Genomic DNA, 24,307 nt, shown 5'->3' with positions numbered 1-24,307 from the left:
GTTTTATTTAACTTATTTTTTCAACGAAGTCTGTTGTTCAAACTGCAGCGCGCGCTCTGGCAAACGCAACAAAGGCCTCACTTCGCAATAAAGCAAATCGGTTTCATTTTCAAATCGCACATTGGCGACACCGGTTTTAATTTCATGTGCAATCACCGTTAAACTTTCGCGCCAATGCAAAATCAACGCTTCAAAATCCGAAAATTCGCTAAAAACAGAGCCGCTACTTAACACATTAAAAGGCTTAATATTTGGCAAAGCGTCATTCTCAGACACGCCACTAAATTGACACTCCAACGGATCGACTTTGGCAAAACAGGCAGCAGTCACTTGCTCGTCTTTTAGTACTAGCGCCGCATATAAAGGAATTTGTGGTTTGGTGATGCGTTCGTCCGCCCAGCTGCTATGGCTGGGTTTGCTGCTACCTGTTTTGTAATCAATAATCACCAATCCGCCATCTGCCAATGCATCGATGCGGTCAATTCTGAGCGTGATTTCTAAGTCTTCAATGATTAGTTTATGCTCAGCTTCACACGCTTCCACAATGAAATCCGCCCGTTGCTTTTCAAGCGCCAGCCAAGTGCTAATGAGCGGTTGCAAGCGTTGCTGCTCGATTTGCAGAATTTGTTTTGGCACGTTTTCGATATTACGCGCGGCATTAAAGGCGGAATCAATCGCAGTCTTAATAGCTGCTTCAAGTTGACTATCTGATAGCGATTTAAGTTGAATAGCGCTTTTACATTTAAGCCAAAATTGTTGCAACACTTCATGGGTTAAGTTGCCGCGTTCTAAACTATCTAAGCCGTCAGTTGGGCTTTGTAGCGATTTTGCGCCCAAGCGATATTGATAAAAAAGCCAAGCAGGGCAGATGGCTTGCGCTTCAAATAGTGCGCTGCCGCCGCGTAGTTTTTCTACCGCAGAAATGGGCGGCGCGATATGGTCGTCTAACAACTCAATCGTCAATTGGCTTAAAACATTTTCGCTAAGTGTTTCAGCAATGGTATTCACACTTTTGACGGAATCCCGAAAAGGCAAATCGCTCAATAATGGTGAAGCGCGCAATTCGCGATCAGCCTCTTTTCGCGCCCAAGAAAACACAATGTTGCTGGCACTATTAATTAAACGCTGCTGCACTTTTTGCGCAAATGCTGCCTGGATATCTGTATCAGCATTTGGCATATTCAAATCGCGTTGTAATTTAACGGGTAACAACGGGTTTGGTCTAGCTGGTGGCGGCCAGTGCTGGTCGTTCATGCCCAGCACCCATGCTCCATCCAACGGTATTGCGCTGGTTTCTAACATGCCCAGTAATTGTAAGCGCGGGTTGCCAGTGGTTTCGGGTAAAAACATGCTGGCTGCACAGATTTGGTTGATTTTATTCACCGCATCTGCCGCTGAAATCGGACCAGTTAATGCATCCAATTCAGCAAAATGTTGTAAAGCTTTTAACCACGATTGTTGCGCTTGATATTCATAACTACTCAAGCTGCGTGTGTTTGCCCAATTGACGTTTGCTAACAATTGGCTAAATTGTCCCGCCCAAAAACTGGGTAGATTTTTGCCGCGCCATTGCGTTTGTGTATTCTGCAGAGTAGCTAAATGGCTTAAAAACTGTATCAATGGATGGATAGATATTGATGCGTTTGAAAGCCCAGCATCCGCTGATTTTTGCGCCAAAATCGTTAGCGACTGCAAACTAACAGTGCGTGTTAATTTTTTGCGCATTTGCGCATCCAGCAAATGGCGAGCATCACTTTCAGTTTCTACGCCCCAATAATTATCCAGCAGCAGCGCGCTTAAGTCGGCTTGCGCGGTGCTTCTGGCGCTGCTCGCCAAACGCAATAATCGTAATGCAGTTGTCACCATCGAGTGCTCACTTAACGGCGCGCCAATCGAAAAATCCACGATGCGTGGCATTTCATACAAGCTGGGATGCAGCGTTTCGGGGTGAAAAATATCGTCTAAAAGATCGGCCAGCTTTGTGCGAAGATTGCCCAATATTGGCGTGATGATGGCTAAGTTAGCTTGCGGATTTTGCGTGAAGGTTTCTTTCGCCCAAGCTACCGCAGCGCGACATTCTGCATCGCAATCATCACATTCAATCTGCTCGGTATGCTGAGCATTTTGATGATGTTGCAAGAAAGTAACTTGCACATTTTTAGCCTGCAGATTGGCGATTAGTTGTTGTTCTAACGGCGTGATGCGGTCAAAACCCGCTAATTCGATTTTGCTTGGCAGCGGTAATGTCGTTGTGGCTAAAAATTCCACTTGCAAAGCCAATATTCGCGCACATTCCAGCGCATTATTCTGCACGCATAAAGTCTGAAACGCTGCGCGCCAGCGCAAAAATTGCCGCGTTTCGACTGATTGAAAATAATCATTCAATTGCGCATCGTTTACTTGCCATTCGATCAATAACTGATTCGCCGCAATCGCCGCATCGGCCAAACTGACTACATCGAATAATTCTGCTAATTCGTGTTTTTGTATGCAACTTTGTATCGCTTGTTGCCAGAGCATTTTTTCAGTGATGGTATTTAAATGGATGCGTGGAAAAGTATGCAAATCCACTTCGCCCGCTAAAAGTCCTTGTTGCATCAACTGACTTAACCATTGTTGCAAGGTCATTATTTGTGGCGTTTGCCATTGCGTTTGCTTCAGCGATAATTGTTGCTGATAGTACAGTTGCAAGCCGCGACTTAAACGCGCTGTCGTGCATAATATTAAATGGGATGTTAAATCTGACATGTCGTTATTGTAGGCGAACTTGCAGTAAAATAGCCGCATAAACTTGCGGATTCAAACATTCGTTATTCAACATAAACTCTGAGGTAAGCGATGGTCAGTAAACTTGCTAAACTATTCAAAATACTCATTTTGGCAATCATTTTCCCGATTGTTTTATTTGCGCTATACACTTGGGCGGCACTTACTTGGGTATATTCAACGGGTGAGCGTGCTGGTTATGTGCAGAAATTTTCAGAAAAAGGCTACGTTTGCAAAACTTACGAGGGCGAATTAGTGCTAGTTTCAATGCCTGGCACACAAGCTGAAAAATTTACGTTCACAGTGAAAGATTTGAAGTTGGTTGAAAAGATCAATGACAGTTTAGGCAAGCGCGTCAGAATCACTTATGAAGAGCACAAAGGGATTCCAGGTAGTTGTTTTGGTGAAACGCCTTATTTTGTCAAAAACGTTCAGTTGTTGAATAATGATTCATTTAATGAGCCATTCAATTAATGACGGGTAAAGTGGTTAGCAATATTTTGATTGGCAGGATTTTAATTGAGTAGTTTGGACGAAAAAAATTACATCACACCACAAGGTTTTGCCGCTTTGCAGGCAGAATTCCATGCGCTATATAAAGTAGAGCGGCCAGAAGTGGTGCGCACGGTTTCTTGGGCGGCTAGTAATGGCGACAGAAGCGAGAATGGTGACTACATTTATGGCAAACGTCGCTTACGCCAAATTGATAGCCGCTGCCGTCATTTAATGCGCCGCATGGATTTAGCCGAAATTGTCGACAGTAGCCTGCAACAGCATTTAGAAAAAGTGTTCTTTGGTGCTTGGGTAACGCTGTTTAATTTGGCAGACGATAGCGAACATGTCTATCGTATTGTCGGCAAAGATGAATTAGAGCCAAACTTAGGCTTTATCAGTTGGGTTTCACCACTAGCAAAAGCGATGTTGGGAAAAGCTTTAGGCGATACTGTGCGTGTGATTACGCCAAAAGGCGACGAAACGTTTGAAGTGATAGATATCCGTTATACGCCAGCTGATTCAATTGCAACTGATATCGTTTAAAATAAATGCTGCTGTTTGAACTAAGTTGATGACTCTGCTATCCTAGATTTCATGTTGAAACGTTATTCACTTTTTTTTGCTTATTTGTTATTGGTATTATTGCCAATGCAAGCTTTGGCGACCGCCAATATGCTGATTTGCAATAGCATGATGCAAGCGAATATTGTGGAAAAATCAGTAGAGTTAATGTCTAGTAACATGCCTTGCCATCAAACTATGCAAAACGACACTTCTGCGGATTCTCATAAAAAAAGTCATCAGCAAGTCTCGCATAAATCTAGTTGCGCGACAGTATGTGCCAATATGTGTGCGTTAACTGCTATGCCTGTCAATATTCAATCGACTTTTGCTTTAAATTTTACACAAATGATTGATTTTAATCATCAATCTTACGCTTCAATCACACTTCCTAATCTGCAACGTCCACCCATCGCTTTTATCTAACACCCTCATTCCGCCCAAAATTTAGGGCGTATTTGTTGATTTGATGACCAGCTTAGTAATTAAAACCTAAGCAATTCAAAGCTAAGTTATCAAAGTTAGATAAAGGAAAATCATGCTTGTCCTACGTTTTAAAATAGCATTGCCATTGCTGGCAATGCTACTCAGCCAATCCGCAATCGCGGGCCCAATGGGTTTTAGTGAATCTTTTATGGCGATGGGCGACTTTAATAGTAATTGGCGCGAGTCATTTGTTAATTATGCCGTTACGCCACGTGATGCTTTTGGTGTAAGTGCGACTTATATGCGCGCTGACGACAAAAGCAAATCTCGTACTTTAGAAGAGTTAACTTACACACGTTTATTGCAGCGCTGGAATCTGCCACATGCGCAAGCCAATTTGTGGTTTCAAGGTGGAATAGGCGCATTGCAAGGTGAGGATAAGTTCATTGGCGAGAACCGTAATTTTGACAAAGTAATGGTCACGCCAGGCGTTCAATTCGATTACGAAACCACGCGTATTTATTTTCAGGCAGCGCATCGTCTGTATCGCGCTTCCGATATTAATCACGATTTCACTTCTGTACGCGCCGGTTTTTCATTCTATGAAAGCGATTATGACAAAACGCAGCCGTGGCTGATTTTAGAAGCGCGCAATATGAATGGCTTATCGGAAAAGATTGAAGTCACGCCAATGGTGCGCTTGGTGAACAAAAGCTTTTTTGTTGAGGCGGGTGTGAATAACTCACGCGAACCACGCTTTAACTTTATGTACGTATTCTAGAATTTATTTAAAGCTTAATTAAAGGAAAATTATCATGAAAAAATTAGTATTAACAACGATTGTATTCTCTGCATTATTCAGCAACATGGTTTTTGCAACACAAACCATCAAGGCCAATGTTAACGGTATGGTATGCGCATTTTGCGCGCAAGGCATTGAGAAGAAAATGCGCGCGCTTTCGCAAACGCAAGATGTTTACGTTAATTTAAAACAGCGTGTGGTCGCGGTTGAACTGAAAGATGGGCAAACACTTTCAAATGAGCAAGTCAAAACCATCATTAAAGATGCGGGTTATGAGGTGACTTCTATTGAAATTTCAGAGCACCCAGTCGCGCATATTAAGGCACAACTTGAAGCCAAACAGGAGGCAAAATAAATGGCAGAAATAACTAATTTAAATAGCGACTTAACTGATTTAAATGCAGTAAAAACCGCTCAAAAAGCCAATATTCTGTCACTTTTCACTAGCGGTTCAACGCTGATTTGTTGCGCGTTGCCAGCTACTTTGGTGGCAATTGGTTCTGCGGCAACCTTAACCAGTTTAATTACACATTTTCCACAACTGATATGGATTAGTGAGCATAAACCGTTGGTGTTTGGTTTGGCCGGTGCGATGCTGGCGATAGCTGGTTATTTGCAGTGGCAAGCACGCAATGTGCCTTGCCCAGCTGATGCCAATTTAGCGGCAGTTTGCGCCAAAACACGACGTAATGCATTGCGTGTTTATTGGTTATCGGTGGTGATTTTTGCAATAGGCGCATTCTTTGCCTTTGTAGCGCCACTGGTTGTTTAAAATTATTTAGTTTATTAGCGGCCAATTGCATCGTAATGATTAATAGTAACCATATACTGTTGCGATTAGCCGCTTTTTCCCGATAAATTTAATAAGCGAACAATCATGATGTATATTCTAGTGAAATATTTGATCACGGCTGCGGTTGTGGTGCTGGTTTCTGAATTCGCCAAAGCGAGTGATAAGTTGGGGAGTTTGGTCGCAGCGCTGCCATTGGTGACTATCTTAACGCTGATCTGGTTGTATGTTGAGCAGCAACCAACGACTAAAATTGCTAATCATGCCTATTACACATTTTGGTATGTGCTACCAACTTTACCGATGTTTCTGTTATTTTCTTTTTTACTGCCTAAGTTTGGTTTTTGGCCAACATTGATTTTGTGCATTGTGCTGACGTTGGTTATTTTCTACATTTATGCGCTGATCATTAAACAATTCGGCATTCATTTACTTTAATGTTAAAGCCTAAGTTACATTGGGATATCTTTTGCAAAATCGTCGATAATTTTGGCGATATTGGCGTCTGTTGGCGGCTGACAAAGCAATTACAAAGCGAGCACAATTTAAGTATTCGACTTTTTATTGATGATTTACAAGCTGCCCAAAAAATCATTCCCAATTTAAACGTTAATTTGAATCAGCAAATTATTGATGGAATTTGCGTGTTAAGTTGGGGCGCAGAAACGGATTTTACAGACGTCGCCGATGTAGTGATTGAAGCATTCGCTTGTAAATTACCAGCAGAATATTTAAGCGCAATGGCGAGAAAAAAATCTGAATCTGACCAACAAACAACGTGGGTTAATTTAGAGTATTTATCTGCTGAATCTTGGGTGGCAGATTTTCACGCAAAACCATCACCACAAGCAAATGGATTAACGCGACATTTTTACTTTCCTGGATTTACAGAAAACACTGGTGGTTTGATTAGAGAAAGCCATCTATTCGATGAAAATCAAAAGCTGGTAAACAGTGAGAGTTGCCAAAATACGTTTTGGCAGGCACTAAACTTAACCAATAATAATCACTTAAAAGTTTCACTGTTTTGTTATCCGCACGTGCCAATCGAATCTTTATTAACTGTTTTGGCTGAGTCGAACCGACCTATAGAATGTTATGTACCAACCAGCAGTATTCTGCCGAAAGTTGGGTCTTTTTTTGGGTTAACTTCTGTGAGTGAGGGTAAAACATATCAGTTTAAAAGCCTTAATTTGCATGTATTACCATTTTTATCTCAAACGGATTACGACCAATTATTAACCGCTTGTGATATTAATTTTGTACGTGGCGAAGATAGCTGGGTACGTGCGATTTGGGCGGGAAAACCGTTTATCTGGCAACCGTATTTTCAGGAAGAAAATACACATATTCAAAAGTTAACAGCATTTTTGGCTTTGTTTTATGCGAATTTCGATACAAAAAATGTCGTTTCCCCAATGCATAATGCTTGGGTTAATGGACAGTTAACTGCGACTATCTGGCAAGATTATTTAAACCAGTTACCTGAGATTTCTGCGGATACTTTGCAACAATCTCAGCAGTTAGCAAAGCAAACTGATCTTGCTGCTAAGTTGGTGATTTTTTGCAATAAAAACTAGTTAAGGTATAATGCGCGGCTTGATTCCAACCCAATTAAACAGTAAGGCAACCCAATGAAAACAGCTCAAGAACTCCGCGCCGGTAACGTGATTATGGCCGATGGCGTACCGTTAGTGGTGGTGAAAGCCGAATACAACAAATCTGGCCGCAGTACAGCCGTTGTTAAAATGAAGTTTAAAAACTTGTTAACAGAAGCGCCATCTGAAACTATTTACGGCGCAGGCGACAAGTTTGACGTGATTGTGCTTGAGAAAAAAGAAGCAACTTATTCCTATTTTGCAGACCCAACTTATGTGTTTATGGACGCAGAATACAACCAGTACGACGTGGATGCAGAGTTTATGGAAGATGCATTACCGTTTATTGAAGATGGCATGCCAGTGGATATTCGTTTTTATGAAGGTAAAGCTATTTCAGTGGAGTTGCCAACAACTGTTGTGCGCGAAGTGACTTACACAGAACCAGCAGTAAAAGGCGATACATCAGGCAAGGTAATGAAACCAGCTAAGTTAGCATCAGGCTTTGAGATTCCTGTACCGCTGTTTGTTGCACAAGGCGATAAAATTGAGATTGATACTAGAACTGGCGAATATCGTAATCGCGTATTAAAATAATTAAACACTTTTTTGTGTAGTCTGATTTAGTAAAAAACTGTTTAAATAGATTTAGTTGTAAATTAAACAATCAAATAAAAGGCCGCATATGCGGCCTTTTATTTGGGCTAAAGAGTTTAAGAAGCTGTTCCACCCACTGTCAACCCATCAATCTTAAGCGTTGGCTGACCTACACCCACTGGTACGCTTTGGCCTTCTTTGCCACAAGTACCTACGCCAGAATCAAGTGTCATATCGTTGCCAATCATTGAAACGCGCGTTAATACATCCGGGCCGTTGCCGATTAAGGTTGCGCCTTTTACGGGGTAGGTGATTTTGCCATCTTCAATCATATAAGCTTCGGCTGCGCTGAATACGAATTTTCCGCTGGTGATATCTACCTGTCCGCCACCAAAATTAGCTGCGTATAAGCCTCTTTTAACCGATTTAATAATTTCTGCAGGATCGCTGTCGCCGTTATGCATATAAGTATTAGTCATGCGCGGCATGGGGATATGTGCGTAGCTTTCGCGGCGGCCATTGCCAGTTAACGGCATGTTCATTAATCGCGCATTTAAGCTATCTTGAATATAGCCGCGCAAGATGCCGTCTTCAATCAACACAGTTTTATTGGTTTGATTGCCTTCATCATCCATCGTTAATGAACCACGTCTGTCGGTTAATGTACCGTCATCTACAATGGTGATACCTTTAGCGGCGACTTGTTTGCCCATCATATTGGCAAAAGCGCTGCTGCCTTTGCGGTTGAAATCGCCTTCCAAGCCGTGTCCAATCGCCTCATGCAATAAAATGCCTGGCCAACCTGCGCCAAGTACAACTGTCATGCTGCCAGCTGGGGCAGGGCGTGCATCTAGATTAACCAAGGCTTGATGCACGGCTTTTTGTGCATAATCTTGCAATACCTCATCGGTAAAATAGCTGTAATCAAAACGACCGCCACCACCGCTGGAACCTTGTTCACGGCGACCATTGTGTTCTACGTGCACTTGCACTGAAATACGCACTAAAGGGCGTACATCGGCCGCCATTACGCCATCGCTACGTGCCACCATAATCACTTCGTATTCGCCCGCAATGCTGGCCATCACTTGAGTAACACGCGGGTCAACTTTTTTAGCAAACTGTTCTAAACGTTCCAGCAATTTTACTTTTGCATCGGCTGATAAGCTAGCAATTGGATCTTGTGGTAAATAAAGTTGCTTATTTTGATTAGTTACAATGCTCTTGCCAGTTTGTTCTAAACCTAAAGCGGCAATCGATTTGGTCGCATTGGCAGCTTGTTGCAAAGCACTCAAGTTAATGTCATCAGAGTAGGCAAAAGCGGTTTTTTCACCGCTGACTGCGCGCACACCAACGCCTTGATCGATACTGAAATTGCCCGATTTGACTTGACCTTCTTCTAAGCCCCAAGATTCGCTGCGGCTATATTGAAAATATAAATCCGCGTAATCCACCTGATGCGACATGATGTTGCCAAGTACACCTTGTAAAGCGCTTGTATCAAGCCCTGTCGGTTTTAATAGCACATCTTGTGCGGTATCAAAGTGGCTGGCTTTAGTTAAATTTGGCTGTTCTATTTTCATAATCTATATATGGTGACGTAAGTTAAATTTACTATACTCGCACAGCAATAATCACGCTAAATATATTCTTGATTAATGAGTGCTTAACATTGACGACTAGCTAAATCGCTTTAATTGTTTTGTGCTTAAGTGCCGGTAAACTCTGGCGCAAGCTGGTTTGGTAATCACGATTGACATTGGCGATGACGACTCCGGAGCCACGTGGTAATCTGTCTAAAATCACGCCCCATGGGTCTACAATCATACTGTTGCCGTGTGTTTCGCGGCCTGAGACATGATAACCGCCTTGAGCTGGCGCAATCACATAACATAAATTTTCAATGGCACGCGCACGGATTAAACTTTCCCAGTGCGCTTTGCCAGTCGTTTCGGTAAAAGCAGATGGAATCACAATCATATCCACTTCGCCCATGGCACGATATAACTCTGGGAAGCGTAAATCGTAGCAAACAGACAAGCCGATTTTGCCGTAGGGCGTTTCCACAACCACAACGCTGTCACCGGGTTCAATCGTATTTTCTTCATGATAATGTTCTGTGCCTAAATCTAACCCAAATAAATGGATTTTATCGTAGCGCGCAACTTGCTCGCCTTTATCGTTAAAGACCAAACAGCTATTACGCACTTTATTGGCAAAATTACTTGTTAATGGAATCGTGCCGCCGATAAGCCAGATTTTATGCACTTTGGCCATTTTAGATAAAAATCGCTGAATAGGGCCTTCGCCCAACTTTTCACGTACCGCGACTTTATCCGTTTCTTTCACACCCATAATGCAAAAATATTCGGGCAACACAACAATCTTTGCGCCTTGCGCAACGGCAAGTGCAATTAAACGTTCCGCTTCAATTAAATTAGCACTTACCTGTGGGCTAGAAGCCATTTGAATGCCAGCAACTTTTACTGTGCCTGTTGTTGGTTTTTTTGATTGCATGGATGGTTTTTTAGTGACGTTAATCATGGTTTATTCAAGTGTGGTTAATGTGCAGTAGTGAGTTAATGATATATTCTTAAATATGGCTGAATCAATGTAGCGGTGATTTGTTATCGGGTTTTTCCACAGCGTCTTTTTCAGCACCAGCTTCAATCGGATTATCCCAAGTACCTTTAATAACATATTCACTGGAGGCGATTTTATTAAAAGGATCTTTCAATATTTTTTGCGCAATAAAAGCCGCCGCGCCAACAATCGGACCGCCCGCAAGTGCAGCAAGCGATAAACTATCACTAATATGCGGTATGACTTTTACGGTTAGGTGTTGTGTTTCAGCCTTTAAATCTGTTTCACCTTTAATACTTGCTTCTGCCGCTGGACCAGTCATAAAAAAGTCATCGCTACGCACAATGCCGCTATTGATTCGGGCAGTTGCACTAATTTTATCAAAAGCAAATCCATCACTGAATAAATCTCTGAAATCTAAACTTAAACGCCGCGGTAAACTTTGCAAAGTAACCAAGCCAAATAAACGACCAACACCTGGCTGCACTTTTAAAATTTGACCTTTAGTGGCTTCAAAAGTCAAACTGCCATCTAAACGTGTCACGTCAAATTCACGCGGGCTACCAGCCCAATTGATTTGCCCATTTATTTTTGCTTCGCCGCCCCTAATCGTATCGGCTTGACCGAAGCGGCTAAATGTTTTGCCAATATTATTGGTGTTAAGTGACACAATTAAACTGGTATTTGGATTGCGCGTCCAATTATGCCAGTTGCCTTGTATAGAAAGCGTGCTGTCCGCATTGGTGATATTGAGTTTCTGGATGACCCAATCTTCACCATTTTCAAACGCATTTAAAGCTAAAGCGCCTAATTTTAAAGTTTCCGATTTTGAAGCCTCAGTTTTTTCAGTTCCTAATTCAAAATTATCCGCCACAATATCCAGCGCAGGATAGGTTTGCGCTTGTTTTCTATATTCTTTTTTAGCATTATTTTTATTTGCGGCAGTCAGTGTGCTGGGAATAGTTAACCGTTTAAGTCGGGCAATAATTTTGCCATTATCCGCGTCTTGCCATTCCACATTACCACTCATTTCCTGCGCATCTACAAGCATTTTTAAGCCTGTGCGGTTAGGTATCGCAATCACTTTGAGCGCATTGATGGAGCGATCGAATATCGTCAATTTTTGCACGTTCAAATCGGCTTTAGTCAGCATGCTTAAGTCGAGCTTATTGTTAGCAGGAGCGTTAACATTGGTTTGCGCAGAAGATTGTTCACTTAGTAGCGCTAACCATTCATCCGCATCCAACTCTTCCAATTTTCCACGAATCGATAATCCAGATTGCAGTGGATTCACGGCGGCTGTGTTAATGCCGATATCACCACGTTCGAAAACCAGTTGATCTGCTTTTAAGCTACGTAATATTTTGGCTGATACAAGCTGACCATAATTGATATTAATCGAATCTTTATCTATAACACTTTGTTTTTTATCAACGTTAAGCGAGATTTCTTGGCTGGCTGATTTGTTAAATGGCGGCGGTAAGTCAATCGCTAAACCGACCAAATTGGAGCGAAAATTGAAATCGACCAATGGTTTTTTAATGACGATTTCACCCGCCCAATTTGTATTGCCACTGAGTTGATTGGTGAATGCATTAGGTATGAGATTTTTAATGCCAGCATCATTTATTCTGCCATTAGCGACCACTTTAATCGCTTTATCTGCACCAGTATTCAAGCTAAATTGTGCAGGGCCACCTAATACTTCTGCGCTGATATTATTAGCGGATAAGCCTTTTTCATTAAAAATTAAGCTGCCATTTAATTTGGTTAACTCTGGTAAACCAAGTGCGGCATTGGCAAAAATAGTACCGTTAGTGACTTTATAGATGCCCTTGTATTTTGATTGCTCAGAGTCTTCTAATGGAATATCCAGCGTGAGTTGTAAATTGCCACGGCCAGCCGTTTTAAGGTTGTCTGTAAAACCTAATGTCACTTGTTGTACAGGGCTTTCATTCACAAATTTAATGCCATCAGATACTAAACCTTCTGCCTCGCTGACAATATGCAATATCGGCCAGTCTGCATCTAATTGCGTAATTTCAGCCCGGCTTTTAAGGATTTTTTTGCCAGAAATTCGGCCAGAATTTGCTTCCAGCAACATGCGTTTTCCTTCAAACAGCAGGTCTAAGTTTAAATTGTCGATACCAGGCCAGCCATTACCATAATGCAATATCGCATCGCTGATTTTGGCGGTCACTTTAAATATGCCCAATTGATTATCTGGCTTATTTTGACTATTAACAAAAGGAAAATCGGCTAAATGACCTTTTACTGTCAGCAATACATTATCAGCACGACCGGCTAATATTGAGGTATCCAGCCAATGTATCGTATCTTCACCTAATATAATCGGGTAATAAAATGGTGCGTATTTGGCGTTGCCTTTGTCAAACTTGCCAGTTAGATTCAAATGGCCGCCTTTAATGCCATTCATGTCATAACTGGCATTGACCGTGCCGGTTATGTGCGGGCTGGAGATAAAGATATCTTTGGCATTGATAAGCGCTTTACCTTGACGGATTTTCCAATTGATGTCGCCTTTTAATTGGCTTGCAGGTATTGGCCAACGCAAGATATCTTTAAAATCTAGCGTGGCATTTTGCGATGCAAGGATGACTTCTCCGCCATCTTCATCCGCTTTAAGCGTACCAGTCAGATTGCTGAATCCTGGTATTTTTTGAAACGCTTGAATACCCAATTGCTTAAATTGTGCATTCACTAAATAGCTTTCTGGTTTATTGGCAGTGCCTTCCCAGTTGAAATTTACTGCCTGTAACATGCCAACTGGCGCAAAGCCATTCAGTTGCGCCAAGATGTTTTTGGGCAAATGAATATGCGATGCGATCTGTTTTAACATCGCCAAATTCAATTGATTCAAACGTACATTGGCTTTAATCCAGGGTTGATTATTTTTGATTGAGCTGACATAGGTGGCGCTACCATCTTGAATATTTAAGCCAGTATTGGTATTAAGTTGAACATGTTGCGCAATGAAAGTTTGCGTGTTATTTAAGCGGCTCCACAATAGATCACCCGCGAATTTCGTTGCAACTAGCGGCGTGGTTTCATTTTTAGTCACAAGCGCCAAATTGCTAATGGCCACATTGCCTTTTACGCTGAGAATCTGTGCGTTACCAAAAGTCAGATTAATTTTTGCGTTAGCTAAACCGTTTTGAATGTTAATCGGATAATCTAGCCAAGGTTTAAAAGCGGCTAATTCTGTTTGCGCCAGCGCTGTAATTACTTCGCCATGCCAGGTTTTTGCTTTGCTGACATCATGACCAATAAAATGTCCGCTAACGTTAATTTTTTGCGCTGACCCAGTAGAAACTAAGCTGGATATTTCAAAGTTGTGTTGTCCCAACAGGCTATTTAATATGGGTCTGGTGAGTGTTAAGTTGAACTGATTTAATGACAGTTCGGGTGCTTGGCGCAGATCGTCCTGCCAAATAATTTGCGCATTTTCTACGATTACATTGCGCTGTTTTAATAGCCAATTAGCAAATGCAGGTTTGGATTCACCAGCCAAATTGATGCCAGCCAAATAAATGCTGCCGTCTGCGTTGCGCCGAATAGTTAACGCAGGATTATGGATTAATAATTGGGTTAACTTCGGCTGTAACATCGGCACACTCAGCCAGGAAAGGCTGGCTTCTACATTATTTAAATGTAGCGCAACACGATTTTCTGCATCAAATACGTCTACATTCAGTAATTCCACGTGCGGCGAAATATCGTCCCAACCAGTAACGATATCGCCAATCAATACTTTTTGACCCATTTTTTGCGATGCAAAAGTCGCAATGTCATCTTTATATTGATGGATGTTAGGAAAGATCACAAAACGTATCACTAACGCTGCAATCACAATTAAGCTCAGCAAAAAAGCAAACACGTACAACACCCAGCGAACTGTTTTTTTAATGGCGATCATTTTCTGGGTATGGTCATTTCTAATGAGTGGATATTTCTAACGAGTATGGAATGAGAGCCTGCAAAACGGATTAAGTTGACTTTTTATAGCCAAAATATAGTTAAGTGTTTATTTTACTTGAAAATTAGCAACTTGCTTGTAAACCAAACGTAAACATGTTTAAAAGGATATTCACCCATTATTAAGCCAGATTAATTAATTCAAATAATTAACCCCAAATAACTCACCTCAAAATAATTAACTCGTTTTGATTAGCAAGGTTTGATTTAGAATAACGCCTTTTGACGAATTTGCGTTTGCATGCATTTAGCGGCACATTTTTCCGATTCGTCACTGTATTGATTTTTAGTATTTATTTTTACTGTTTTTAACTGGACTTGTATTGATTCAATTTAGAAATTTAAGTTTAACTCGCGGTGTAAAAGTGCTGATTGAAGCCGCGGCTTTTCAATTGCATCCTGGCCATAAAGTGGGCTTAATCGGCGCAAATGGCGCGGGTAAATCATCCATTTTTGCCTTATTGCGCGGCGAATTGCAGCAAGAAGTCGGTGATTTGGAAATCCCACCTAACTGGGTCATCGCGCACGTGGCGCAAGAAACGCCGAGTTTAAATTTGGCAGCTTTGCAATTTACCTTAGAAGGTGATGCAGAATTAACCGAAGTGGAAGCTGCACTACAAGCTGCAGAAACCCAGCATCAAGGCGAAAAAATTGCTGAATTGCATCAGCGTTTAAGCGATATCGAAGGCTACTCTGCCAAAGCGCGCGCATCCAGTTTGCTGGATGGTTTAGGTTTTAGCCAGGCTGACTTAACACGTCCCGTAAGTGATTTTTCTGGCGGCTGGCGTGTGCGATTAAATCTAGCGCGCGCGTTGATGTGCCGCAGTGATTTATTGTTACTGGATGAGCCAACCAACCATTTGGATTTGGATGCGGTGATTTGGCTGGAAAGCTGGTTGCGCGATTATCGCGGTACGCTATTATTGATTTCGCATGATCGCGATTTTCTGGATAACGTGATTGATAACGTTTTGCACATCGAACAGCAACGTATCACTTTATACCGCGGTGGTTACAGTGATTTTGAGCGCCAGCGTGCTGAAAAACTGGCACTGCAACAAGCCATGCATGAAAAGCAGCAGCGTAAAGTCGCGCATTTACACAGTTATATTGACCGTTTTCGTGCACAAGCAACCAAAGCACGTCAGGCACAAAGCCGTATTAAAGCCTTAGAACGCATGGAAATGATTTCTGCTGCGCATATCGACTCACAGTTCAGTTTTGAATTTCGAGCGCCGGTATCTGCGCCTGATCCATTGCTGGTGTTGGATGAGGTAAGTGCAGGTTATGCGGATAAACCCATATTAAGCCAAGTGGTTTTGGCGATTCGTCCGGGCGAACGTATTGGCTTGTTGGGTAAAAATGGTGCTGGTAAATCAACCCTTATCAAATTGCTTGCTGATGAATTAAAACCACTAAGCGGCAAGCGCGTGACTGGTAAAGATTTAAATATCGGCTATTTTGCCCAACATCAATTAGAGCAATTGCGGCCAAATGAATCGCCGTTGCAACATATGATGCGTTTGGATCCAGCAACTAGAGAGCAAGAACATCTCAATTATTTAGGCGGTTTCGATTTTAAAGGCGACATGGCGAGAAGTAGCTGTGAAAACTTTTCTGGTGGTGAAAAATCGCGCTTGGCTTTGGCTTTACTGATCTGGACGCGACCTAATCTATTGCTGCTGGATGAGCCGACCAACCATTTGGATCTGGAAATGCGTCATGCGTTAACGCTGGCCTTGCAAGATTATCAAGGTGGTGTGATTTTGGTTTCGCATGATAGAGCTTTGCTGCGCGCAACTTGTGATAATTTCGTATTGGTCGCAGATGGTGCGGCGAAAGCATTTGATGGTGATTTGGACGATTATAAAAATTGGCTGGCGACTTCAAAAACTCAAGCAGCAAAAACACAAAATAACGAAATAGTTAACGCTGAAACAACACCCAAAAAGAATGATTACGCACAAAGTAAAGCAGAGCGTCAGGCGCGTGTTTTGGCGCGTAGGCCATTATTAAAAGAAACTGAAAAGCTTGAAAAGCAGCTTGAGCAAATCGCTACTGAAAAAGCGACCCTAGATATCAGAGCGGCGGATGTAGAGCTGTACGATATCGCTAATAAAGATGAGTTGCAAAACTTGCTAAAACGCCAAGCAGAATTGACGGGCTTAGTAGAAGCGGCGGAATTGCGCTGGTTAGAATTGCATGAACAATTAGAAGCTTTGCCTGAAACCGCTAATTAATCATAAGCGCTATTGTTTAAAGATACCTAATTAATACTTAACCATAAATTTGATTCAATAATTGAAGGATGCTGGTAGCAAATCATGGACTATTCAAAACGACTAACTTTATTGCATGCGCTGTGTTTGGCGGATACTTATAGTGATGGCGCAAAGCCCAATAGTAATTTGGACGATTATAAAGCAATCGATTCGGCGCATTATTTAGCCAGTTATATTACCTTCAGCGCCATTCAAGCGGCGATGCGCCAGCCTGCGGATGAGCGACATAACAACTTTGATATGCTCAGTGTGTACCAAGCTTATGCCATGCTGATTTTCGCGTTTTTAACGTTGCCGCTGACGCATGAGCTAGCAGTAGAAGGTGAGGCTGCGCCAGATTTAACTGCCGCGCAAGTCATCATTGCGAAAACCTTATTTGCAGGTATCAGCGATGCAGAGTTGATGGAAATCATTGAATCAGGCTTTAATAAATTTCAACTCATTGGCGATGCAGAAGCGGAACATTGGGCTGAGTTTAGAGAGAATCTGGATAAATTAACGGTGAGCTTTGTGGTTGCAGGCACCGATGATGATAGCCCGCATAGCAAAGAAGAAGTGTTGCCATTTTTTGGTCAATTATTAAGTCAGTTATGTGAAGCATTTGAGCGTGATTAACCCTCAAAAAGATGTAAAAAGCCTGCATGATTAAATGCAGGCTTTTTTGTTTAAACAGTATTTAAAATACTGATGATTAACTGTTTGTAGGTTTTACAGCTGGCGCTGGTTTTTGTTTAAAGCGTGCTGGCTCATTTCTGCCACGGCCTTCTTTATCCCAACCACCACGATCTGCTGCTTTAAATTCACGCGCTTTTGCACGTTGTTCAGGCGTTAAGACTGCGTTAATTTTAGCTTCAGTTTTAAGGCGACTCAACACTTTTTCTTTCTCTAATTTACCCAATTGATCCGCTAGTTGTTGCGCTTTCGCTTCGTCGAATTTATCTGCTTGAGCAAGTGTACTTAATGCTTCTAACGTTTCACGTTGTTGTTTATGTTGTGCATATTTTGCTGGTGCCTGTTCATGCGCAATCGCAAAGATTTTGTCTTGTTGATCTTGGGTTAAGTTAAGCGCGTGCAAGTGACGTGGCACGCCAGGCTCGCCAAAATTTTCACCATGTCTAAAACCATGACCACGTTTGTCATCATGTCTGCCGCAATCTTTACCTGGCTCTGCGTGGCTTAACGCTGAAAATGGTAAGGCAATTGCCAAAGTTGAAATCGCCAATAATTGTTTAATCGATAGATGTTTCATTTGCTTATTCCTTTTTAGTTAACATTAAAAATGTCTGTTGCAAAAATCCTATTTCTGTTGCGTTTTAGGATGTTGCCATTGTGCAATCGCTAGTTGTAAAACGCTGTTAAGAGTGTGTAAATCTGCGTAAAGGTTGGTGAATAAGCTTGTTGATGGTTTTGTGACTGGTTATGATGCGTTAACACTTTGAAGTATAAGATTTAAAATTAATATATATCTAAGTACACATTATGGATAAAATTTTACTGATAGATGATGACGTTGAGCTGGTTGAGATGCTCAAAGAGTATATCGACCTTGAAGGCTTTTCTGCCAGTACCGCGCATGATGGCGAAGCTGGGTTACAAGTCTTGCAAGCAGATACTTATGATTTGGTAGTGTTAGACGTGATGATGCCGAAGTTAAATGGTATCGATACATTGCGACGTATTAGGCAAACCAGCAATATGCCGGTGATTATGCTCACTGCCAAAGGTGATGACGCAGACCGTATTGTTGGTTTGGAACTGGGCGCGGATGACTACGTACCAAAACCCTGTACGCCGCGCGAGCTGGTTGCGCGCATCCGCGCGATTTTGCGTCGTGCAAAGCCGCAAGCTAATCAGGCAAAAACCATCACGTTAAATGAACTGACTTTAATGCCGGAACAACGGCGTGTGGAGTGGTCTGGCGTGCCGTTGGTATTGACTAGCACCGAATTTAATCTGCTGGAAGTATTAGTAGAGCGTGCGGGAAATGTAGTGAGCAAACAAATGTTATCTGAATTGGCGCTTGGCAGGCCGATGGCTAAATTTGACCGTAATATTGATGTGCATATGAGCAGTGTGCGGCAGAAGTTAACGGCTGCAGCTGGCGGAAAACAGTTGATTCAGACTGTGTATCGCCTAGGTTATCAATACTTAAAATAGACTAATCCATAGAAAAAAATAGATACATAATCATGGGCAGACTTTATTGGAAATTTTTTCTATTTTTCTTTTTTGCGCAACTAACCGCCGTGCTGGTGGTGAGCCTAGCTATTGGTGTGGTGAACGATAAGCGTGAAAGAGAAAGACGCCTGATTGACGCTGCGCCACCAGCCAAAACAATGGTGTTCGCAGCGGCGAGCACATTAAAGATAAGCGGTATTGCATCGCTAAAATCGATGCTAACTATATGGTTAAGTGAGCCGATGCCACAACTATATGCAGTAAATGAAGACGGTATCGATTTATTGAAACGAGATTTACCCAAAGGCATCAATAAAGAATCGCTGACGGCTTTAACCGCCGATAATGAAAGCCGCGCGATTGAACACGTACGTGCCAATGACGGACACCAATACTGGCTTTTTGTGGAACCACGCAACAAAAGACCGCCTCCCACTTATTTTAATGGCGCTAAAATTCCGAACAATCTGAAATATTTATTTCCTGCAATGCCGTTGATTGTCGGTGCTTTAGTCAGTTTGTTATTTGCAGCCATGCTGGCTTGGTATTTTTCAAAACCCATCAAACAACTGAGATTCGCTTTTGAAAGTGCTGCCAGTGGAAATCTAGATGCGCGCGTTGGAACGGTTATGCAGGGTAGACGCGATGAGTTAGCTGATTTGGGTAGCGCTTTCGATGTGATGGTTAGCCGTGTGAGTCAGTTGATTCAGAGCCAGACACACTTAATGCATCAGGTTTCGCACGAGTTGCGTTCGCCTTTAGCTCGTTTACAAATTGCCATTGGCTTGATCAAGCAGCAATCAACACAGTCAGATGCAGCACATCAAGTGAATGAAAAAATTAGCACATCACTGAATCGTATTGAGACGGAATCGGTACGTATGGACCATCTGGTAGGTGAGCTGCTGACATTATCGCGTTTGGAATCTGGTGTAACTGCATTGCAAAAAGAGCGTGTTGATTTAAATGAATTGCTGCAAGAATTGGTGGAAGATGCAAACTTTGAAGGCATCGCTAACAATATCAAAGTAGAGTACGCGCCAATAGAAAATATTTACATAGAAGCGCAGGCCGATTTATTACAGCGTGCGATTGATAATATTCTGCGCAATGCTGTTAAATACACGCCAGAGAATACGGTGGTGGTACTTACAACGGCTATCAATCAAATAAACAAAAGCGTCGTTTTAACGGTAAAAGATGCGGGTAATGGCGTGACAGAAAATGAGTTGGAAGAGATTTTTAAACCTTTTTATCGTGCAAATACTAGTGAAGCTACGCGTGGTTATGGCTTAGGTTTGGCAATTGCAAAACAAATCATTGAGTCACATGCGGGCACGGTGACGGCGGAAAATATCGCTAATACTGGCTTGCAGGTGACGATTGTATTGCCAGTGATTGAGTGAAGCGGTGATAGTTAACAGTAAAAAATAAGTCATTAATATTGGAGGGTTTAAATCTAAATCGCATCAAATGCCGTATAAGAATTAACATATTTACGAACATAGACTTGTTTAAAGCAATGTTTGAATTAGGTCTAAGATAGATACACGCGATAAACTCTAATACTTACTTTTAAACTGATTAAATGCTTAAACCAATTAAATCCATGCTGGGTTTTGTCTTGCTGATGACTACTAGCGCCTGTAGTCCCATTAAACTTTTAAATGCGGTTGTTCCAGAAAGTACATATCAGCTGCACTCTGCAGTAGCTTACGGCGATTTGCCGAGACAAAAGTTAGATATTTATATTCCTAGCCAGATATCTCCAGCTAATTCTACAACCCGAAAAGTAGTGATATTTTTTTACGGCGGCAGTTGGGATTCTGGTAATCGTGGCGATTATAAATTCGTAGGTGAAGCGTTAGCATCACAAGGTTTTATCGTCGTAATTCCCGATTATCGTGTTTATCCAGAGGTGTTATTTCCGGCTTTTATGGCAGATCCTGCGCTAGCCGCACGCTGGGTGAAAGACAATATCCAACAATATCAAGGTGATACACAGCAAGTATTTTTGGCTGGACATTCTGCTGGAGCGCATATTGCGGTTATGCTGGGCGTCAATGCAGAATATTTAGCAAAGCAATTTCTTAAGCTTAGTGATTTTGCTGGGATTATTGGTTTAGCAGGACCATATGATTTCTTACCTTTGAAATCAGAACGGCTAAAAACTATATTTGGGCCAAGCTCGGAACAATGGAGATCTCAACCAATCAATTTTGTAGACGGTAAAAATCCACCGATGCTACTTGCTGTGGGTACCAAAGATGACACAGTTTGGCCACGTAATACTTACAATATGGCCGAAAAAATCAAAAAGAACAATGGCTTAGTCAAAGTCGTCACCTTTGAAGGCTATGGGCATATCGATATGGCAGCAAAATTAGCTAAGCCGTTACGTGGTGATGGCGAGCTATTAAAAGCAGTTACTGATTTTATAAAACATACCAACACCACTAACTAAATAAATTAACACATTTTTGTTGTTAACTAATCTCTCTCGTCGCCAAAAACTGAATGTCAGGATAGCGTTCTTCTGCCATCTGTAAATTCACACGGTTTGGCGCTAAATAAACGTATTCTTCATTACCATCTAAACCTACGTTAAAGCCATACTTATCGGCAATCGCACGCAAATCGGAATCGCTGCCACGTAGCCAGCGCGCAGTGTAGCAATCGTAACTCTCAAATACTACATCTACACCATATTCATGCTCTAAACGATGCGCGACTACGTCAAATTGCAACAAACCAACCGCGCCTAAAATAAGATCATTTGATAACAGCGGACGAAATAATTGTGAAGCGCCTTCTTCTGCCAATTGTTGCAAACCTTTTTGCAATTGCTTCATTTTAAGCGGATTTTTTAAGCGTGCACGACGGAAAAACTCAGGTGCAAATGACGGGATTCCAGTAAATTTAAGCTCTTCACCTTCACTAAAGGTATCGCCGACTTTAATCGTGCCATGATTGGGAATGCCGATAATGTCGCCAGAATAAGCTTCATCCATCGTGGTGCGGTCGCGCGCCATAAAAGTAATCGCGTTATTCACTGCCATTAATTTACCGGTAGAAACTTGCTTGATTTTCATGCCTCGCTCAAAACGCCCGGAACATACGCGTAGAAACGCAATACGGTCACGATGTTTTGGATCCATATTAGCTTGAATTTTGAAGACAAAGCCTGAAAACTTAGGCTCATCAGGTGGAATCTCACGACTAGAGGTTTGGCGAGTAAGTGGAGCAGGGGATAAATCTACCACCGCATCCAATAGTGATTGCACGCCAAAGTTATTCACGGCTGAGCCGAAAAACACAGGCGTTTGCTTGCCGCTTAAATAGCGTTCCGCATTAAATACATTCGATGCGCCACGTACTAACTCGATATCAATCCGCAATTCTTCAGCTTGTCGGCCAATCAATTCATCTAGGCGCGGATTATCTAATCCTTGAATGGTCTCAGAAGTCCCTTTATCGGCACGTGGATCAAAAAATAAAATACTGTCGGTGACTAGATTATAGACACCACGAAAAGACTTACCCATGCCGATTGGCCAAGTCATCGGTGCGCATTCCATGCCTAATGTGGTTTCAATTTCATCCAACAATTCAATCGGCGCACGACTTTCACGGTCTAATTTATTAATAAACGTAATAATCGGCGTATCGCGCATGCGGCATACATTCAGCAATTTAATCGTCTGCGCCTCTACGCCATTGACTGAGTCAATCACCATCACAGCCGAATCCACTGCGGTCAATGTGCGATAAGTATCTTCGGAAAAGTCATCATGGCCAGGTGTATCAAGCAGATTCACCATATGGTCACGATAGGGAAACTGCATGACAGATGAAGTCACTGAAATACCACGTTGCTTCTCAAGCTCCATCCAGTCAGAAGTAGCATGACGCGCAGCCTTACGTCCACGCACTTCACCCGCCACTTGAATAGCACCTCCAAACCATAATAGTTTTTCGGTAAGCGTGGTTTTACCAGCATCGGGGTGGGAAATAATGGCAAATGTACGGCGGCGGGTGATTTCTTGTTGAAGTGAACTCATGCAATATACTTAAAAGTCGCAAAACGTGTATTTTACATTAGCATGGCAACTTACGCGATTGACGATTTATTTCAATTTGCGATAGATGATTTTAAAATTAGTTTTTTTGTAACCTGAATGCTTTGAAACTTATTAATGACGTTAATAATTACAGCGTTGATTTGAGTTTGGATTTTAAATATTTGATGAATGGTCTGCACAAATAAAACAAAGCAGATTTTAATTTTGTTTGTAAAACAACAGGCTCTTCAATTGACGAGTAATGTTTTTTTTGAAAAATACCATGATGGCCACCATAAGGATTTTCAGGGTCTATAGCGCAATAGATTAGACCTAATTCAATATGATCCTTTTCCATTCGATGTGGATATTGAGATAATAACGGATAGATTGCTTCAGTGTAGGCAATTGGACCCGTTAAATTAAAAACGCCCCAAGAGCTAAAATCGTGAAAGAATGGATTGTATTTGGCAATATTGCTGCAAACATTATTAATCACAGACTTTAAAAATGGATGACCAGCGACTGAGATAATATGCCATTGTTGATATTCACCAGTGGGATTACTAATACCTTTATGTTGACCCTGCATGATCTTTGGATAGTGCCTAGGCCAATACGAAATAATATATTGGTCATTGTTTGCAATAATTTCGCTAAGCGGTTTTTCTGAACCGCTTTTAATATCAAGATATACACCACCGTCTTTGTACATCACTAAATATCTAAAAAAATCAGCTTTCGCTGCACCATATTTAGGATTGATTTTTTTGTAGGTTGCGAATAATTGTGGGAAATGAGATTGGATATATTCTTCAATATCTTGATCATCATATAAACGAAAATCCCAGTCGGGATTATCACTTTTTAATCGATTAATATTCGTCTGAATTTGGATGGGTAAGTTTTTGTTGTAATAAGTTTGATGAATAATTTGGGGTATCTGCTCACCCATTTTTATATCTGCAACAAAATCACGATCGCTAGGTTTGTTTAAAGAACCTCTTAAATTAAGGGCTAGCTTAGCAAGAATATTCATAATTATTTTCAAAACGTAAAATTAATTAGCTGAAATCAATCATACCTTAAAAATTTATGGCTATCTTTAAGAAGTTTAATTAAACGCAGTGAATATTTTGTGAAAACTTATTTGCCCCGCATTAAAAAGAAAG

The 24,307-nt window shown here is 41.6% G+C and carries 21 protein-coding genes; 14 read left to right on the top strand and 7 right to left on the bottom strand.

The window, feature by feature from the left end:
* Window positions 1-12: 12 nt before the first annotated feature.
* Entirely contained in the window at window positions 13-2,748 is a 2,736-nt protein-coding gene (locus tag METVE_RS0111655; RefSeq protein ID WP_020168666.1) for a PD-(D/E)XK nuclease family protein, read from the bottom strand.
* A gap of 90 nt (window positions 2,749-2,838) precedes the next feature.
* Between METVE_RS0111655 and METVE_RS0111650 the strand changes: the two genes are divergently transcribed.
* The 9 genes from METVE_RS0111650 to efp all read left to right on the top strand — a co-directional run bounded on the left by METVE_RS0111650 (window position 2,839) and on the right by efp (window position 8,035).
* Window positions 2,839-3,240 carry a hypothetical protein gene (locus tag METVE_RS0111650; protein ID WP_020168665.1) on the top strand — a complete coding sequence of 134 codons (402 nt, stop codon included), beginning with the start codon at window positions 2,839-2,841 and terminating at the stop codon, window positions 3,238-3,240.
* Window positions 3,241-3,285: 45 nt separating this feature from the next.
* On the top strand, window positions 3,286-3,804 hold the full coding sequence (gene greB / locus METVE_RS0111645) for a transcription elongation factor GreB (RefSeq protein WP_198290309.1): 519 nt from the start codon (window positions 3,286-3,288) through the stop codon (window positions 3,802-3,804).
* Between the two features lie 51 nt (window positions 3,805-3,855).
* A complete protein-coding gene (locus METVE_RS0111640; RefSeq protein WP_020168663.1) occupies window positions 3,856-4,248 on the top strand; it encodes a CopL family metal-binding regulatory protein in 393 nt (130 codons plus the stop codon).
* 112 nt (window positions 4,249-4,360) lie between these two features.
* On the top strand, window positions 4,361-5,029 hold the full coding sequence (locus METVE_RS0111635; RefSeq protein WP_020168662.1) for a hypothetical protein: 669 nt from the start codon (window positions 4,361-4,363) through the stop codon (window positions 5,027-5,029).
* Window positions 5,030-5,063: 34 nt separating this feature from the next.
* The gene (locus tag METVE_RS0111630; protein ID WP_020168661.1) at window positions 5,064-5,405 is read left to right on the top strand and encodes a heavy-metal-associated domain-containing protein; all 342 of its coding nucleotides are present in this window, start codon (window positions 5,064-5,066) and stop codon (window positions 5,403-5,405) included.
* A complete protein-coding gene (locus METVE_RS0111625; RefSeq protein ID WP_020168660.1) occupies window positions 5,406-5,822 on the top strand; it encodes a hypothetical protein in 417 nt (138 codons plus the stop codon).
* 105 nt (window positions 5,823-5,927) lie between these two features.
* Complete coding sequence (locus METVE_RS0111620; RefSeq protein ID WP_020168659.1) at window positions 5,928-6,278, top strand: DUF3147 family protein; 351 nt, start codon at window positions 5,928-5,930, stop codon at window positions 6,276-6,278.
* Window positions 6,278-7,420: an elongation factor P maturation arginine rhamnosyltransferase EarP gene (gene earP, locus METVE_RS0111615; protein ID WP_020168658.1), complete on the top strand. Its 1,143-nt coding sequence runs from the start codon at window positions 6,278-6,280 to the stop codon at window positions 7,418-7,420. Before METVE_RS0111620 ends, earP begins: the two co-directional genes overlap by 1 nt.
* A 54-nt stretch (window positions 7,421-7,474) precedes the next feature.
* Window positions 7,475-8,035 carry an elongation factor P gene (gene efp, locus METVE_RS0111610; protein ID WP_020168657.1) on the top strand — a complete coding sequence of 187 codons (561 nt, stop codon included), beginning with the start codon at window positions 7,475-7,477 and terminating at the stop codon, window positions 8,033-8,035.
* A gap of 116 nt (window positions 8,036-8,151) precedes the next feature.
* Here the strand turns inward: efp and tldD are convergent, their stop codons facing one another.
* From tldD to METVE_RS0111595, 3 genes are all read right to left on the bottom strand, one after another.
* On the bottom strand, window positions 8,152-9,618 hold the full coding sequence (tldD, locus tag METVE_RS0111605; RefSeq protein WP_020168656.1) for a metalloprotease TldD: 1,467 nt from the start codon (window positions 9,616-9,618) through the stop codon (window positions 8,152-8,154).
* Window positions 9,619-9,718: 100 nt separating this feature from the next.
* Window positions 9,719-10,552: a carbon-nitrogen hydrolase family protein gene (locus tag METVE_RS0111600; RefSeq protein ID WP_420038365.1), complete on the bottom strand. Its 834-nt coding sequence runs from the start codon at window positions 10,550-10,552 to the stop codon at window positions 9,719-9,721.
* Between the two features lie 91 nt (window positions 10,553-10,643).
* Entirely contained in the window at window positions 10,644-14,555 is a 3,912-nt protein-coding gene (locus METVE_RS0111595) for a YhdP family protein (RefSeq protein ID WP_020168654.1), read from the bottom strand.
* Window positions 14,556-14,937: 382 nt separating this feature from the next.
* On the opposite strand from METVE_RS0111595, the gene METVE_RS0111590 reads away from it, so the two are divergent.
* Window positions 14,938-16,854: an ATP-binding cassette domain-containing protein gene (locus METVE_RS0111590; RefSeq protein ID WP_020168653.1), complete on the top strand. Its 1,917-nt coding sequence runs from the start codon at window positions 14,938-14,940 to the stop codon at window positions 16,852-16,854.
* Window positions 16,855-16,938: 84 nt separating this feature from the next.
* On the top strand, window positions 16,939-17,511 hold the full coding sequence (locus METVE_RS0111585) for a hypothetical protein (protein WP_020168652.1): 573 nt from the start codon (window positions 16,939-16,941) through the stop codon (window positions 17,509-17,511).
* A 76-nt stretch (window positions 17,512-17,587) separates the two neighbouring features.
* Here METVE_RS0111585 and METVE_RS0111580 read toward each other — a convergent pair whose 3' ends face one another.
* Window positions 17,588-18,145, bottom strand: coding sequence for a Spy/CpxP family protein refolding chaperone (locus METVE_RS0111580; protein ID WP_020168651.1), 558 nt, complete (start codon window positions 18,143-18,145; stop codon window positions 17,588-17,590).
* Between the two features lie 230 nt (window positions 18,146-18,375).
* Between METVE_RS0111580 and METVE_RS0111575 the strand changes: the two genes are divergently transcribed.
* The 3 genes from METVE_RS0111575 to METVE_RS0111565 all read left to right on the top strand — a co-directional run bounded on the left by METVE_RS0111575 (window position 18,376) and on the right by METVE_RS0111565 (window position 21,538).
* The gene (locus METVE_RS0111575) at window positions 18,376-19,053 is read left to right on the top strand and encodes a response regulator transcription factor (RefSeq protein WP_020168650.1); all 678 of its coding nucleotides are present in this window, start codon (window positions 18,376-18,378) and stop codon (window positions 19,051-19,053) included.
* Between the two features lie 32 nt (window positions 19,054-19,085).
* Entirely contained in the window at window positions 19,086-20,480 is a 1,395-nt protein-coding gene (locus METVE_RS0111570) for an ATP-binding protein (protein WP_020168649.1), read from the top strand.
* 182 nt (window positions 20,481-20,662) lie between these two features.
* Window positions 20,663-21,538: an alpha/beta hydrolase gene (locus METVE_RS0111565; RefSeq protein ID WP_020168648.1), complete on the top strand. Its 876-nt coding sequence runs from the start codon at window positions 20,663-20,665 to the stop codon at window positions 21,536-21,538.
* Window positions 21,539-21,560: 22 nt separating this feature from the next.
* Here the strand turns inward: METVE_RS0111565 and METVE_RS0111560 are convergent, their stop codons facing one another.
* Together METVE_RS0111560 and METVE_RS0111555 are read right to left on the bottom strand one after the other, a co-directional pair.
* Entirely contained in the window at window positions 21,561-23,135 is a 1,575-nt protein-coding gene (locus METVE_RS0111560; protein ID WP_020168647.1) for a peptide chain release factor 3, read from the bottom strand.
* Window positions 23,136-23,283: 148 nt separating this feature from the next.
* The gene (locus tag METVE_RS0111555) at window positions 23,284-24,174 is read right to left on the bottom strand and encodes a glycosyltransferase family 32 protein (RefSeq protein ID WP_020168646.1); all 891 of its coding nucleotides are present in this window, start codon (window positions 24,172-24,174) and stop codon (window positions 23,284-23,286) included.
* Between the last annotated feature and the right edge of the window lie 133 nt (window positions 24,175-24,307).

The sequence above is a fragment of the Methylotenera versatilis 79 genome (genome assembly GCF_000384375.1).
Taxonomy (GTDB): Bacteria; Pseudomonadota; Gammaproteobacteria; order Burkholderiales; family Methylophilaceae; genus Methylotenera_A; species Methylotenera_A versatilis_B.
The sequence above is the reverse complement of the archived record's forward strand: the minus strand, read 5'-3'. Positions and strand labels throughout refer to the sequence as shown.